Origin of the sequence: Phyllobacterium sp. 1468, assembly GCF_031455525.1 — a bacterium.
Classification (GTDB): Bacteria; Pseudomonadota; Alphaproteobacteria; order Rhizobiales; family Rhizobiaceae; genus Phyllobacterium.
In genome coordinates this window covers 208,338-220,765 of record NZ_JAVDSX010000004.1, presented here as the reverse complement: position 1 = coordinate 220,765, position 12,428 = coordinate 208,338, and the positions used below count along the sequence as shown (strand labels likewise).

Here is a 12,428-nt window from a genome sequence, read left to right as displayed (position 1 = left end):
CCGCCTCTCTATCCACTAACGCGCTGCGCATCGCTGACGCATTTGCTCTCTTTAAGTTTTGACAGTATCCGGTTGAGATGTTTAAGATTCCACACTTCGAGATCTACGATCATCTGTGTGAAATCCGGGGCTGTACGGACCATCGAAAGATTGTGAATATTGGTCTCGTTCTCGGCAATGATCTGCGCAATTTCCGCCAGCGATCCCGGCGCATTGATCGCCGAAATGTTAATGCGGGCAGGGAAACGATCGCGCCGGCTCTCGTCTATGTCCCAGCGAACATCGATCCAACGCTCCGGCTGATCGTCATAGGCCATCAGCGCCGAGGACTGGATCGGATAGATTGTCATTCCTGCGCCGGGCTGGAGAATGCCGACGATCCGGTCGCCGGGTACTGCACCTTCAGGCGAGAAGTGCACAGGCATATCCGGGCTAGCGCCTCGGATCGGCAGGGCGTTCGGGCCACCCGGCTCCAGACCAGCGGCCTCCGCACCTTCCGGCATTTTGAAGATCATTCCGGAAGTGTTGCGGAAATTCACCCAACCTTCCTCACGGTCAGGAGCATTGGGCTTGGGCTTGGCGTCCTGATACTCCGGATAGACTGCTTTCATCACGTCGGACGAGGGCAATTCACCACGACCGACCGCAGCCAGAACATCATCGATTTCCTTGCGCGCCAAGCGCGGCAAACCCTTCTTCAATTCGTCGCGCGAATAAACCTTCCCTGCCCGCTCGAATGCTCGCTCAAGTATCTGCATGCCGAGGCCGGAATACTGCTTGCGCACGGCCAGCCGCGTGGCACGGCGGATGGCAGCGCGCGCCTTGCCTGTCACAACGATCGATTCCCAGGCGGCAGGCGGTGTTTGTGCCTTGGAGCGGATGATTTCCACCTCGTCGCCGTTATGCAGAACGGTCATCAGCGGCATGATGCGGCCATTGACCTTGGCGCCTACGCAGCTGTCGCCAATATTCGTGTGCACAGCGTAGGCGAAATCGATGGGTGTCGCACCGCGCGGCAGTGCGATCAGGCGGCCCTTCGGCGTGAAGCAGAAGACCTGGTCCTGAAACAGTTCGAGCTTCGTATGCTCGAGAAACTCTTCCGGATTGTCGCCTTCCGCCAGGGCTTCGATAGTTTGGCGCAACCAGGCATAGGCGTTGGTTTCCGTTGAAATGACATGAGGGTTCTGTGCACTGCCGCGGTCCTTGTAGATCGAATGCGCCGCGACGCCATATTCGGCAATGTCGTTCATCTCGCGGGTGCGGATCTGCAGTTCGACGCGCTGGCGCGATGGCCCAACGATGGTCGTGTGAATCGAACGGTAATCGTTCTGCTTCGGTGTCGAGATGTAGTCCTTGAACCGTCCCGGAACCATCGACCATGTCGTGTGAATGATGCCGAGAGCGTTGTAGCAATCGGCAACCGTGTCCACGACGACTCGAAACCCGAAAATGTCCGATAGCTGCTCGAAGGAAAGGCCCTTGCTTTCCATTTTGCGAAACACCGACCAGGCCTTCTTCTGCCGGCTTTTCACACTGGCCTTGACGCCGTGTTTTTCGAACAGGCTGGAAAGATCGGTTTCGATCTGCTTCAGCGTCGCCTTGTTCTTCTCCATTAACTCGGCGAGCCGATTGGTAACGGCGTTGAAGGCTTCAGGGTTGATGTAGCGGAATGCGAGCTGCTCGAGCTCCTCGCGCATGTCCTGCATACCCATGCGGCCAGCCAGCGGCGCATAGATATCCATCGTCTCCTCGGAGATACGCAGGCGCTTGTCCTCGGGCACGTGGTGAAGCGTGCGCATATTGTGCAGACGGTCGGCGAGCTTGACGAGCAGGACGCGCACATCATCGGAGATCGCCAGCAGCAGTTTGCGCAGATTTTCAGCCTGAACAGCCTTTTTTGAGACGAGATCCAGCTTTTTCAGCTTGGTCAGCCCCTCGACGAGTTTGCCAATATCCGGACCGAACAACGTGTCGATTTCCTGCCGTGTCGCAGAGGTATCCTCGATAGTGTCATGCAGCAAGGCGATGGCGATCGTCGCCTCATCGAGGTGCATGTCCGTCAGGATGGCAGCGACTTCCAGCGGGTGGGAAAAATACGGATCGCCCGATGCACGCTTCTGGTGACCATGCTTCTGCATCGCATAGACATAGGCCTTGTTAAGCAACGCCTCGTTGACGTCAGGCTTGTAACGCTGAACACGCTCGACAAGCTCATACTGACGCATCATGGATGGGGGTCTCCGGAGTTACACACAAACAGAATTTGGTCGAAGAAGAATTGTTATGCCGTCTATATGGTTATTGCGTTACCAACACACAAAAATAATGCGCCGCAGAGACTGCGACGCATCAAAAAGAGATTTGATGTAGAGACGTTTAAACAGGTCTCTTAGTAGTCGTCGCTCTTCTCGGGGGCTACCAGCCCTTCGATACCGGCCAACAATTCTTCTTCCGACATCGAATCGAAGGAAACATTGTCGTCAGCATCGGTCTCGACAGTCTCGGTCAGATCGCTATCAGCAGTAACCTGCGGCACAGCGACTGCTTCGGGCTCATCGACTTCCACATGCTTCTGCAGCGAATGAATCAGATCTTCCTTCAGGTCACCGGGCGAAAGCGTTTCTTCTGCGATTTCACGTAGAGCAACCACCGGATTTTTATCATTATCGCGATCGATGGTGATCGCTGCACCTTGCGAAATCAGGCGCGCGCGGTGACTGGCCAGCAGAACCAGCTCAAAACGGTTCTCAACCTTGTCAACGCAATCTTCAACAGTGACGCGGGCCATAAACTGCCCCTTTCATTTTTAACTGAATTAGCGGATTAATGGGGACATAACGTGCTTGCGCGCAAAAAACAAGCAAAAGCGCCGAAAGTTCGCACTACATGGAACGAATCCGGTGCGGTACCTCACCGAATGTTGAGCACTTATGTCCAAAAACATATACAAATCTTCAATCAAGGCCTTGGCTTTTGCCGCAACCCGACGTAATTAAATATTCAACTTTCGTATAAGATCAGATCGGGCTTTGTTATTCTCCAGCTGATTTGAAATTGAAGCTCAGATTTTTGAAATGGAACGTTATTATGTTTGATCCCCGCGAAAAAATCGTCCTGTTTATCGATGGTGCAAATCTCTACGCTGCGTCCAAGGTACTCGGATTTGATATAGATTACCGCAAACTTCTCTCGGCTTTCCAGAAACGCGGCTATTTGCTGCGCGCTTATTACTATACCGCTTTGGTCGAAGACCAAGAGTATTCTTCAATCCGGCCGCTGATCGATTGGCTCGACTATAATGGTTACAAGGTCGTGACCAAGCCTGCGAAAGAATTCACGGATTCTGCGGGCCGCCGCAAGATCAAGGGCAATATGGATATCGAACTTGCTGTCGATGCCATGCAACTTACTGATACGGTTGATCATTTCGTTATCTTTTCCGGCGACGGCGATTTCCGTTCGCTGGTCGAGGCGCTGCAGCGCAAAGGCCGCAAGGTTAGCGTCGTTTCGACGCTGTCGACACAGCCGCCGATGATTTCGGACGAATTGCGCCGCCAAGCCGATCACTTCATCGATCTGACATCGCTGCGGGCCGAGATCGGGCGTGAACCATCCGAACGGTCGCCGCGGCCGCGGGTTGAAGAAGAACAGGTCGATTATTGATCGCAACGGGGTTGAGCGTCGAACCCTCCCCCGATTGCCCCATATGTGTACGCCTGCATGATTTCATCGCCGAGTGGCGGGTGAAAGAGCCGGGCTGGCACAATGCGCCTGTACCGACCTTCCTCCCCGTCGAAGGCGTTCAACCGGTCAGGTTGCTGATCGTCGGACTAGCGCCCGGCCTGCGCGGCGCCAACCGTACGGGCCGGCCCTTCACCGGCGACTATGCGGGCGATCTCCTCTATAACACGTTGAATGAATTCGGCTTTTCGCGCGGCACGTTCGCAGCGCGTCCCGACGATGGCCTGCAGCTGATCGATGCGGCCATCACCAATGCGGTTCGCTGCGTTCCGCCGGAAAACAAGCCGGTTGGCGGCGAAATCAGCAATTGCCGGCGGTTTTTGACCCCGACCATCGAACAATTCGTCAATTTGCGTGCCATTGTCACGCTCGGAACCATCGCGCACCAATCGACGATCCGGGCGTTTGGCGAGCCCGTAGCCAAGTTTCCCTTCAGCCATGGCGGGCAGTCGGACATCGGCAAAATCCGGATCTTTTCGAGCTATCACTGCTCGCGCTACAACACCAATACCGGCCGGTTGACGACGGAAATGTTCAAGGGTGTGTTTGCACAGGTCAGGCGCTATCTCGATGGAATCGCTGGATAAAAACCTAGCCGCGATCCCTGAGCAGCCGTGATTTCTCGCGGTTCCAGTCGCGCTGCTTTTCGGTTTCGCGCTTGTCGTGCAGCTTCTTGCCACGCGCAACGGCGATCTCCAGCTTGGCGCGGCCCTGGTCGTTGAAGTAGAGTTTCAGCGGCACGACCGTCATTCCCTCACGATCCACGGACTGCGCCAGCCGCGACATTTCCCTTTTAGAAATCAATAGCTTACGATGGCGCCGGGGCTCGTGGTTGAAGCGGTTGGCCTGCAGATACTCCGGAATATACGAGTTGATCAGCCAGAACTCGCCATTCTCGAAACTCGCATAGCTCTCGGCAATATTCGACTGGTTGCGGCGCAACGACTTGACCTCGGTGCCCTGCAGGACGATGCCAGCCTCCAGCGTGTCGAGAATCTCGAAATTGAAGCGCGCTTTACGGTTTTCCGCAATGATTTTGCGAACCGTGATGGGTTTTGAGGCGGTTTTTGGCTTGTTCATGCAATTTATATGGGATTCCGACCCTTAGTTGACCAGACCGGCATGCCGCATTGCCTGATCGATACGATCGGCGGTATGAGCCTCGACCTGCACCATCGGCGAACGGAGCGCGTTCTGCATTTTGCCAAGCTTCGCCAACGCGTATTTTGGCCCGGACGGGTTGGGCTCAAGAAACAGCGCCTTATGCAAAGGCATCAACTTATCTTGCAATAACAATGCCTTATCATAGTCACCGGCGAGCGTCGCCGCCTGAAACTCCGCGCAAAGCCGCGGCGCGACGTTGGACGTCACCGAGATGCAGCCATGGCCGCCATGGGCGTTGAAGCCGAGCGCCGTGGCGTCCTCGCCGGAGAGCTGGATGAAATCCTTGCCGCAGGTGATGCGCTGTTCCGACACGCGTTCGATCTTGCCTGTCGCGTCTTTGACACCCGCTATGTTCTTGAAATCATTTGCAAGTTTGCCCATCGTCTCCGGGGTCATGTCGATGATCGACCGGCCCGGAATGTTATAGATGATGATCGGCAGCGACACCGCTTCGGCGATCGCCGCGTAATGGGCGTAGAGGCCACGCTGGCTCGGCTTGTTGTAATAGGGCGTAACGACCAGAATGGCGTCGGCACCGGCTTTCTCGGAAAACTCAGCCAATTCAATGGCTTCGCGCGTATTGTTGGAGCCCGCGCCGGCAATCACCGGCACGCGTCCGGCAGCTTCCTCGATGCAAACCTCGACGACGCGCTTGTGTTCCGCATGGGACAGCGTCGGAGACTCGCCAGTGGTGCCAACGGGGACCAACCCATTGGTTCCATTGTCTATTTGCCAGGAAACGAAGCCACGAAAGGCTTTCTCGTCGAACGCGCCGTCCTGATCGAAGGGCGTGACGAGAGCGGTGATTGAGCCTTTCAGCATGGGAAACTCCGAAATAACAGTGATCAGCCCCGCGACCCTGTCCGGTCACGAGGTGGCGCACCATAGTCGCGCGGGCTTTTGGTTACAAGTTCCTTTTGGTGATGGAAATCATCAACTTGTAACAACCAAAATTCTCGCGCCGATTGAAATTCTTGCGCCAGAATCGCGGTTTCTTGCATGAGAATCGCCGATTGTTGTGTGAGTTCGGGATGAAGGCGTGTCATTTACGCACCCGGAACGGGAAGCGGGCGCCGCGAACATGCCAATTTCCGCCTCCCAACCCAAATTCAAGCGAAAATTAAAGAAACGACCGTTCAATTAAGCGCCGGTTCATATGAAATGGGTGATCGGGCAAGCCCGAGAAGCCATCCGATATGAACCAGACTCAAGGGGGCGGAACCTCATCAATCGGGGAAGGCAACTCCCTCTTGGAACGGGGTGCATAGTCCACTAGACCGAGTAGGCTAGCTCTTTTGGTGTGTCGTCTATGGCTGAGTTCGTCATCCCCCTAACCCGCAAGAACTACACACGCGTTACCTTTATTGTGTACTGCGGAATCCCTAAGCAATTCTGTTGCGACCGTAAGGTGAGGGAGCACACTCTGCGCCGTTGATTGCAGGGTAACTGGCCCGTGGGGCGGATACCGGCCCATGCAATCCGTCTCGGGGGAAGCCATCATGGCGCTCGACCATTCAACTTCACACAACTTGGCATTTACGATGGACCGTGGAACCGGCCCGTCACACCAATCCGCTGCTCGGCAACGGCACCGCGGGCAATGACGATATCAAGATCACCAATCTCGTCGCCGGGCTTCTTCAACAACTGCACAGTGCGCATGAGCTGTCTTGGACATTTTGATGAATGAAGGCAACGCCTGCGTCGTCTACCGTCCCGTTCGATTCCCTATCGCCGCTTTTCGACGAGCAATGTCTTTGGCCGCCGCGACCTGGCGATTCCAAACAGCGAAAACGTCCGGCTGACATAGTTGGTCACATCCGACAGCCCCTGTATGTACTCACGCAGTTGCGGTGTCATGTCAGCCTCGACCATCCGGACCGGTCGCGTCGGCTCCTGAAATTCGAAGCGAACATAGAACCATGGCTCGCCACGCTTCAGTACCAGCTCCTGACTAGTGTCGTGCCATTCGAACGCCCACATTATCGGGCGCGGCCAGATGTGTATCGGCAAACGGCCGCCTATCATCAGGCCCGGCAAGCGCGTCGTGGGATAATAATTGAAGGCAGGCAACTGCATCATATAGACGAGCTCGTCCGCTACAAACACGTATGGACTGCGAATCTGCAAAATGGCCGTTTCGGATGGCGCCATTCGCTGGGAGCATTGAGCGCGATCAGTTCCGAGAGCGCCTTCGGCCGGATCGAGGACATTTCGCCCGCCGTGCTGCGCAGTCTTAGCTGGTTGGTTTTCGGATCGATTTCGAGGCAGATCTGGACGTCGACCGGGCAATTCACTTGAAAAATTCGCGCTTCGTGATCGATCACCGCGGGGCAGAATGAGACGCTCTTAGCGTGCGAGGTACGTTTCTCCTCTCGGTCGAGTCGGCTCGGGGCTTCCCAAATGAAGGTAGCCTTGGCGGAGTCAAGCGTCCAACCAACCTCGACGGCCCGGTTGAGCGACACCCTACGGTTGAGAAACTTGAAATCGAACATTCCTCTCCCTTGCCCTCTCAGATTGCTCGGTTGAGCCATGTACTTCGCGCTACATCTGGCTTCCTCAAAATGGCGTATCCAAAAGTGACAGCTGCAGAGCGTGCACCGCCAGCCTTCTTTCCACGAGGTTGCGGTCCGCTCCTCATTGGAGCATAACAGCCGCAGATATCTCCCAAGCTTCAGGCAACCGAGCAGGACATGCAGATTGTGACCAACGCGATCAGGCTATCACTGTTTGGTAAGCACGGCTAGTTACAAGGCAACTTCCGCGCTTCGATGGCAACGGTAGCCTTAGGCGACAAGGAAAAATTGTAAACGTTAATTCTCACGACGACCATTCCTTTCATATAGCCCACAGGAACAGCAAAGTTCCGTCAATTATCTCAACTGGTCCGATCAATCCTGCCTCGGGGCGAGTGCAGCAGAGGACGCAAAGCGCGCTGAATTTCGAGTAGAAATTTATCGCTGATACGGCCCTGCGGCTCTTGGCCGGAATCAAAATGATAAGACCGCTCGGCCACATCCTAATTGTATTCGCTGATTATCAGCCATGCCCGTTTATGATCGCGCAAAGCCGCCCGTCTTACTTCAAGCGCAGGAATTTCTATCGCCGTTTGCGCTTCCATGGGTGAGGTGTCGGATATGGCCAAGATAACCAGATTGGTCAGTTTCTGGCGTGGATCAGGAAACGCCATGGCAAGGCAAACAGGCCGGCGGAAAGAATTGCGGAGATCGTGCTGGCGTGGATGTCCGGCGCGGCCAGCAGCGACGGAAGGCATAGTCCTATAGACCGAACGAGCTAGCTCTTTCGAGTTTCCCCCTTATCGTGCGGTTGCTGTCCGCTTATACGTAAGGATTACATAGGCTTTCCATTTGTTGCTAATTGCTGAATCCCTAAGCAATTCTATTTGCTTCAATACGCCTAAAGGCGCAGACTGCGCGCCGTTGACTGCAGGGTAACTGGCCCCTGGGGTGGATACCGGCCCATGCAGCCCGTTTCGGGGGAAGCCATCATGGCGCTCGACCATTCAATTTTCACGCAACTTGGAATTTACGACGGACCGTGGAACCGGCCCGTCACCAACCCGCTGCTCGGCAACGGCACCGCGGGCAATGACGATATTCACATCACCAACATTGTCGCCGGCCTCGTCGTCAACGGCCTGGGCGGCAACGACCGAATCTCCATCGACGGCAGTAACGCCAATATCCTTACCACCGTCAATGGCGGCGATGGCAGCGACCAGATTATGGAAATAACGGTGTCGACGTCATCAATGGCGGCAACGGCAACGACTTTATCCAGGGCGGCCTCGGCAGCGACATCATGTCCGGCGGCGCCGGCATCGACACGCTGAGTTATGCAGACTTCACCGGCAGCCCCGTCGTCATCGACATGAGCCAGCTGAATGCACTCGGCAATATCGATGTCAAGGTCATCAATGGCAATGGCCAGCGGGTCTCCAATGGCGATGTCGTCTCCAACAATTTTGAGAATATCGTCGGGACCAATTTCAACGACACGATCACCGGCAATGCCGGCAACAATGTCCTTATCGGGCTCGACGGCGATGACATTCTTTCTGGCAACGGCGGCGATGATGTGCTCGTCGCCGGCAACGGCAGCGGCGCTCTCTACGGCGGCGATGGCAACGACAGGCTGGTGCTCGGGCATCTCACCCCCCCGACAACGCATACCTCGCTCAGCATCGATGGCGGCGACGGCATCGACACGCTCGATCTCAGCGGCTTCGAGGACGTCCAGATCTTTCTCAACGAGTTCCACGGCCAGGTCGCCGACATCCCCGACCCGACACTGATGTTCATCAACAACATCGAGAACGTCATCGGCAGCATGTGGGCCGACCTCATCGTGGGTGGTGACGATAACAATGTCATCACGGGCGGCGGTGGCTTCGATGACCTCACCGGCAAAGGCGGCGCGGACACGTTCCGTTATCTGGCCACCAGCGACTCCACGGCGCTCGGCGGTATTAACGGGACAGTCGACACCATCGAGGATTTCTCGGAGCGGCAGGGCGACAAGATCGACCTGCAGCTGATCGATGCCAATACGAGCGCTGCCGGTGACCAGGCCTTTAATTTTATCGGCAATACAGCGTTCGACAATACCGCCGGCCAGCTGCGTTTCAATGCCGGCGATAATAGCATCGAAGGCGATGTCAATGGCGACGGCGTGGCGGATCTGACGATCCAATTTGCAAACGGCGCTCCGCAAGTGGTGGGTGATTTCATCCTGTAGGCCGCAAAGGGCAATGCCACTGCATTTCCACCGGGCACCGACAGGGTGCCCGGTGGCCCACCTCATCTTGGGGGACTAACCCGCACTTCGTCATTCTCGGGTTGCGTTTAACCCGGGCACGAGCATGGCCAAGAATGCGGCGGAAAGGATTGCGGATGGCCGTGCTGGCGTGGGTGTCCGGCGCGGCCGGCAGGAAACGTCACGCTTGGGGAATAGACCGAACAGGCTACGTCTTTGGAGGTATCGCCGTAGGCCCCCCTGTCAGCTACTCACCCGTAAGCATTAGATGGGCCCTCATTTTTTGCGTGTTTGCACCATGCCTAAGCAATTCTATTGTTTCCATACGCCTAAAGGCGCAGACTGCGCGCCGTTGACTGCAGGGTAACAGGCCCCTGGGGTGGATACCGGCCCATGCAGCCCGTCTCGGGGGAAGCCATCATGGCGCTCGACCATTCAATTTTCACGCAACTTGGAATTTACGACGGACCGTGGAACCGGCCCGTCACCAACCCGCTGCTCGGCAACGGCACCGCGGGCAATGACGATATCAAGATTACCAACATCGGTGCCGGTCTCGTCGTCAACGGCATGGGCGGCAATGACCGTATCACGTTTGGGATCGACCTCCTCACCGGCACCGCAAATGGCGGGGACGGCAGCGACCAGATCTATGGCAGCAATGGCATCAACATCCTCAATGGCGGCAACGGTAACGACTATATCGAAGGCGGCGGCGGAGTTGATACGCTGAGCGGCGGCGCCGGCATCGACACGGTGGGTTATGCGAGCGCCACAGGCGCCGTCAATGTCAACCTTCTCACCAATCTTGTCACCGGCGCCGCCGGAGCCGATGTCATTTCCGGTTTCGAAAACATCGTCGGGTCCGATTTCGGCGATACCCTCACCGGCAATGCCGGCGACAATATGATTTTCGGGCTGGGCGGCAATGACACCATCAATGGCGGCGACGGCAATGATTATATCGAAGGCGTCAGCGGTGCCGACACGCTGACGGGAGGGGCCGGCATCGACACGCTGGGCTATTCGACGGCATTCACCAGTGTCGTGGTAACGCTTAATGCTTCTGGCGGCGCGTCGGTATCCGGGGTCGGTGCGGGCGGAGATGTCGTCCTCAGCGGCTTTGAAAACATCGCCGGATCGCAGTTCAATGACTTCCTCACGGGCAATGCCGGTGACAATATGATTTTCGGGCAGGTTGGCAATGACACCATCAATGGCGGCGACGGGAATGACCTTATTTTCGGCAACAGAGACGGAGATCAATTGATCGGCGGTAATGGTGCCGATTTTTTCGTTTACTCACTTGCCAGCGACAGCCCATTTGTAGATGAGTTTGGCTTTCTTCAAGACAGCATCTACGACTTTTCGCACGCAGAAGGAGACAAGATCGATGTCTCGCGGATGGCTGGGGACCAGGCATTCACATTCGTAGGCAACGGCAATTTTAGTGGAGGCGGGATCGCGTCGCTGCGTTACGACGCGGGGGAGCTCACCGCGGATGTCGACGGCAATGGCTCTTCCGACATGCGAATCCATATGTTGGATTTGGCTTCTCCTCTCACCGCGCAAGATTTCATACTTTGAAGGCATGAGAACGACGTACGAGAACATCGACGCTGCATTCCACCGGGCGCCTCCGATCGGGTGCTCACCAGTTGCATCGATTCCATGTGCGTGGTTCGTCGTTCGACGGGCTCACGATGAAGAAGCTCACCATGAGGGCGGTCGAGTGCTGCAAGATTAATCATCAACGTTTGAGCCATCCCAGCATCAAGCGCCTCTGCAATCAAACCACACCCCTCATGGTGAGCTTGTCGAACCACGCACATGGCGGTTTTGCCAAGCCTACCTGAGCGCTTTGAGCGATTCCTGGGGTTGCGCGTCCTCGGGGAGGGAATTGCGGTGGAGGCGGCAATGGCTTTGCCGACATGAAAATCCATATGTTGAATTTGGCTTCTCCTCTCACCGCGCAAGATTTCATACTTTGAAGGTATCAGAACCACGCACGAGAACATCGACACTGCATTTCCGCCGGGCGCCGCTGATCAGGTTGCCCGGTCACCCTGTATTCCGTGGTGGATGAAGGGCGATCGCTCGGGCGCAGGTCCCGTCCCTGTCTTGATGACGGAGAGGTCGACGATCGGATGACACGGAAGGGGGCAGCGCGGATCAGTCCACGCCGCCTCCTCCGCAATTCCCTCCCCATACGCCAAACCCCATCAATCGCTCAAAGCGCTCAAGTAGCCTTGGCAAAACCGCCATGTGCGTGGTTCGACAAGCTCACCATGAGGGTGGTGGGTTGATTGCAGAGGAGCTTGATGCCGGGATGGCTCAAACGTTGGTGATTAACCTTGCAGCACCCAACCACCCTCATGGTGGGCTTCTTCATCCTGAGCCTGTCGAACGACGAACCACGCCCCTCGCCAACGAAGCCCCTATGACTGACACTGTGAGGAAGCTGCTCCCGCAAGTCTACACCGTCACAAAGCCGTTACCCTTCAAATCCCACGCTTCCGGCTAACGCTTTGTTAAGAGTGCTTTCATAGGTCCGCCATTATTATGCTATTGTCTTCGGATCAGGGGCCCCCAAGCGATTTCATGCGAATGCACCCTGATGGACATCTGATGCGATTTTCTCCGCTTCGGTGCTCATGGACGAAAATGTCCACTGCGCTCCGGTCCACGAAAACCGCACCAGTTGCCTCATCAAGCTGCATTCTCAAAGAAGTCGCCGATCCGCTTTA

13 protein-coding genes are annotated in these 12,428 nt (G+C 56.1%); 5 read left to right on the top strand and 8 right to left on the bottom strand.

Translation table 11 applies throughout. The features are described from left to right. Positions 1-8 precede the first annotated feature (8 nt). Together J2X72_RS13050 and rpoZ are read right to left on the bottom strand one after the other, a co-directional pair. Positions 9-2,228: a bifunctional (p)ppGpp synthetase/guanosine-3',5'-bis(diphosphate) 3'-pyrophosphohydrolase gene (locus J2X72_RS13050; RefSeq protein ID WP_210001971.1), complete on the bottom strand. Its 2,220-nt coding sequence runs from the start codon at positions 2,226-2,228 to the stop codon at positions 9-11. 161 nt (positions 2,229-2,389) lie between these two features. Continuing rightward, positions 2,390-2,788, bottom strand: a complete 399-nt coding sequence (gene rpoZ, locus J2X72_RS13045; RefSeq protein WP_210001968.1) for a DNA-directed RNA polymerase subunit omega — start codon at positions 2,786-2,788, stop codon at positions 2,390-2,392. A gap of 299 nt (positions 2,789-3,087) precedes the next feature. Here rpoZ and J2X72_RS13040 point away from each other — a divergent pair, with 299 nt between their 5' ends. Together J2X72_RS13040 and J2X72_RS13035 are read left to right on the top strand one after the other, a co-directional pair. Then, positions 3,088-3,663 carry an NYN domain-containing protein gene (locus tag J2X72_RS13040; RefSeq protein WP_210001967.1) on the top strand — a complete coding sequence of 192 codons (576 nt, stop codon included), beginning with the start codon at positions 3,088-3,090 and terminating at the stop codon, positions 3,661-3,663. Between the two features lie 11 nt (positions 3,664-3,674). Beyond that, positions 3,675-4,328: a uracil-DNA glycosylase gene (locus tag J2X72_RS13035; protein WP_210001965.1), complete on the top strand. Its 654-nt coding sequence runs from the start codon at positions 3,675-3,677 to the stop codon at positions 4,326-4,328. Between the two features lie 4 nt (positions 4,329-4,332). Here the strand turns inward: J2X72_RS13035 and smpB are convergent, their stop codons facing one another. From smpB to J2X72_RS13005, 6 genes are all read right to left on the bottom strand, one after another. Then, positions 4,333-4,821: an SsrA-binding protein SmpB gene (gene smpB, locus J2X72_RS13030; protein ID WP_210001963.1), complete on the bottom strand. Its 489-nt coding sequence runs from the start codon at positions 4,819-4,821 to the stop codon at positions 4,333-4,335. Between the two features lie 24 nt (positions 4,822-4,845). Then, positions 4,846-5,727: a 4-hydroxy-tetrahydrodipicolinate synthase gene (dapA, locus tag J2X72_RS13025; protein ID WP_210001961.1), complete on the bottom strand. Its 882-nt coding sequence runs from the start codon at positions 5,725-5,727 to the stop codon at positions 4,846-4,848. 23 nt (positions 5,728-5,750) lie between these two features. Further along, positions 5,751-5,951 (bottom strand): hypothetical protein, encoded by a 201-nt coding sequence (locus J2X72_RS13020; RefSeq protein WP_310072541.1) that lies wholly within the window; start codon positions 5,949-5,951, stop codon positions 5,751-5,753. A gap of 490 nt (positions 5,952-6,441) precedes the next feature. Continuing rightward, positions 6,442-6,567 carry a hypothetical protein gene (locus J2X72_RS13015; RefSeq protein WP_310072539.1) on the bottom strand — a complete coding sequence of 42 codons (126 nt, stop codon included), beginning with the start codon at positions 6,565-6,567 and terminating at the stop codon, positions 6,442-6,444. A gap of 66 nt (positions 6,568-6,633) precedes the next feature. Then, positions 6,634-7,014: a hypothetical protein gene (locus tag J2X72_RS13010; RefSeq protein WP_310072537.1), complete on the bottom strand. Its 381-nt coding sequence runs from the start codon at positions 7,012-7,014 to the stop codon at positions 6,634-6,636. Beyond that, positions 7,005-7,400: a hypothetical protein gene (locus tag J2X72_RS13005; RefSeq protein WP_310072535.1), complete on the bottom strand. Its 396-nt coding sequence runs from the start codon at positions 7,398-7,400 to the stop codon at positions 7,005-7,007. The genes J2X72_RS13010 and J2X72_RS13005 overlap by 10 nt, the downstream gene beginning before the upstream one ends. A 986-nt stretch (positions 7,401-8,386) precedes the next feature. On the opposite strand from J2X72_RS13005, the gene J2X72_RS13000 reads away from it, so the two are divergent. From J2X72_RS13000 to J2X72_RS12990, 3 genes are all read left to right on the top strand, one after another. Then, positions 8,387-8,758: a hypothetical protein gene (locus tag J2X72_RS13000; protein WP_310072533.1), complete on the top strand. Its 372-nt coding sequence runs from the start codon at positions 8,387-8,389 to the stop codon at positions 8,756-8,758. Next, on the top strand, positions 8,674-9,663 hold the full coding sequence (locus J2X72_RS12995; RefSeq protein ID WP_405044719.1) for a calcium-binding protein: 990 nt from the start codon (positions 8,674-8,676) through the stop codon (positions 9,661-9,663). Before J2X72_RS13000 ends, J2X72_RS12995 begins: the two co-directional genes overlap by 85 nt. Before the next feature lie 411 nt (positions 9,664-10,074). Next, positions 10,075-11,268, top strand: a complete 1,194-nt coding sequence (locus tag J2X72_RS12990) for a calcium-binding protein (RefSeq protein WP_310072528.1) — start codon at positions 10,075-10,077, stop codon at positions 11,266-11,268. Positions 11,269-12,428: the final 1,160 nt, after the last annotated feature.

Bases quoted from the DNA above. Each gene is read 5' to 3' on its own strand.
- J2X72_RS13050 (WP_210001971.1), bottom strand. From the start codon at position 2,228: ATGATGCGTCAGTATGAGCTTGTCGAGCGTGTTCAGCGTTACAAGCCT.
- dapA (WP_210001961.1), bottom strand. From the start codon at position 5,727: ATGCTGAAAGGCTCAATCACCGCTCTCGTCACGCCCTTCGATCAGGAC.
- J2X72_RS13015 (WP_310072539.1), bottom strand. From the start codon at position 6,567: ATGCGCACTGTGCAGTTGTTGAAGAAGCCCGGCGACGAGATTGGTGAT.
- J2X72_RS13000 (WP_310072533.1), top strand. From the start codon at position 8,387: ATGCAGCCCGTTTCGGGGGAAGCCATCATGGCGCTCGACCATTCAATT.
- J2X72_RS13040 (WP_210001967.1), top strand. From the start codon at position 3,088: ATGTTTGATCCCCGCGAAAAAATCGTCCTGTTTATCGATGGTGCAAAT.
- J2X72_RS12990 (WP_310072528.1), top strand. From the start codon at position 10,075: ATGCAGCCCGTCTCGGGGGAAGCCATCATGGCGCTCGACCATTCAATT.
- J2X72_RS13005 (WP_310072535.1), bottom strand. From the start codon at position 7,400: ATGTTCGATTTCAAGTTTCTCAACCGTAGGGTGTCGCTCAACCGGGCC.
- smpB (WP_210001963.1), bottom strand. From the start codon at position 4,821: ATGAACAAGCCAAAAACCGCCTCAAAACCCATCACGGTTCGCAAAATC.
- J2X72_RS13020 (WP_310072541.1), bottom strand. From the start codon at position 5,951: ATGACACGCCTTCATCCCGAACTCACACAACAATCGGCGATTCTCATG.
- rpoZ (WP_210001968.1), bottom strand. From the start codon at position 2,788: ATGGCCCGCGTCACTGTTGAAGATTGCGTTGACAAGGTTGAGAACCGT.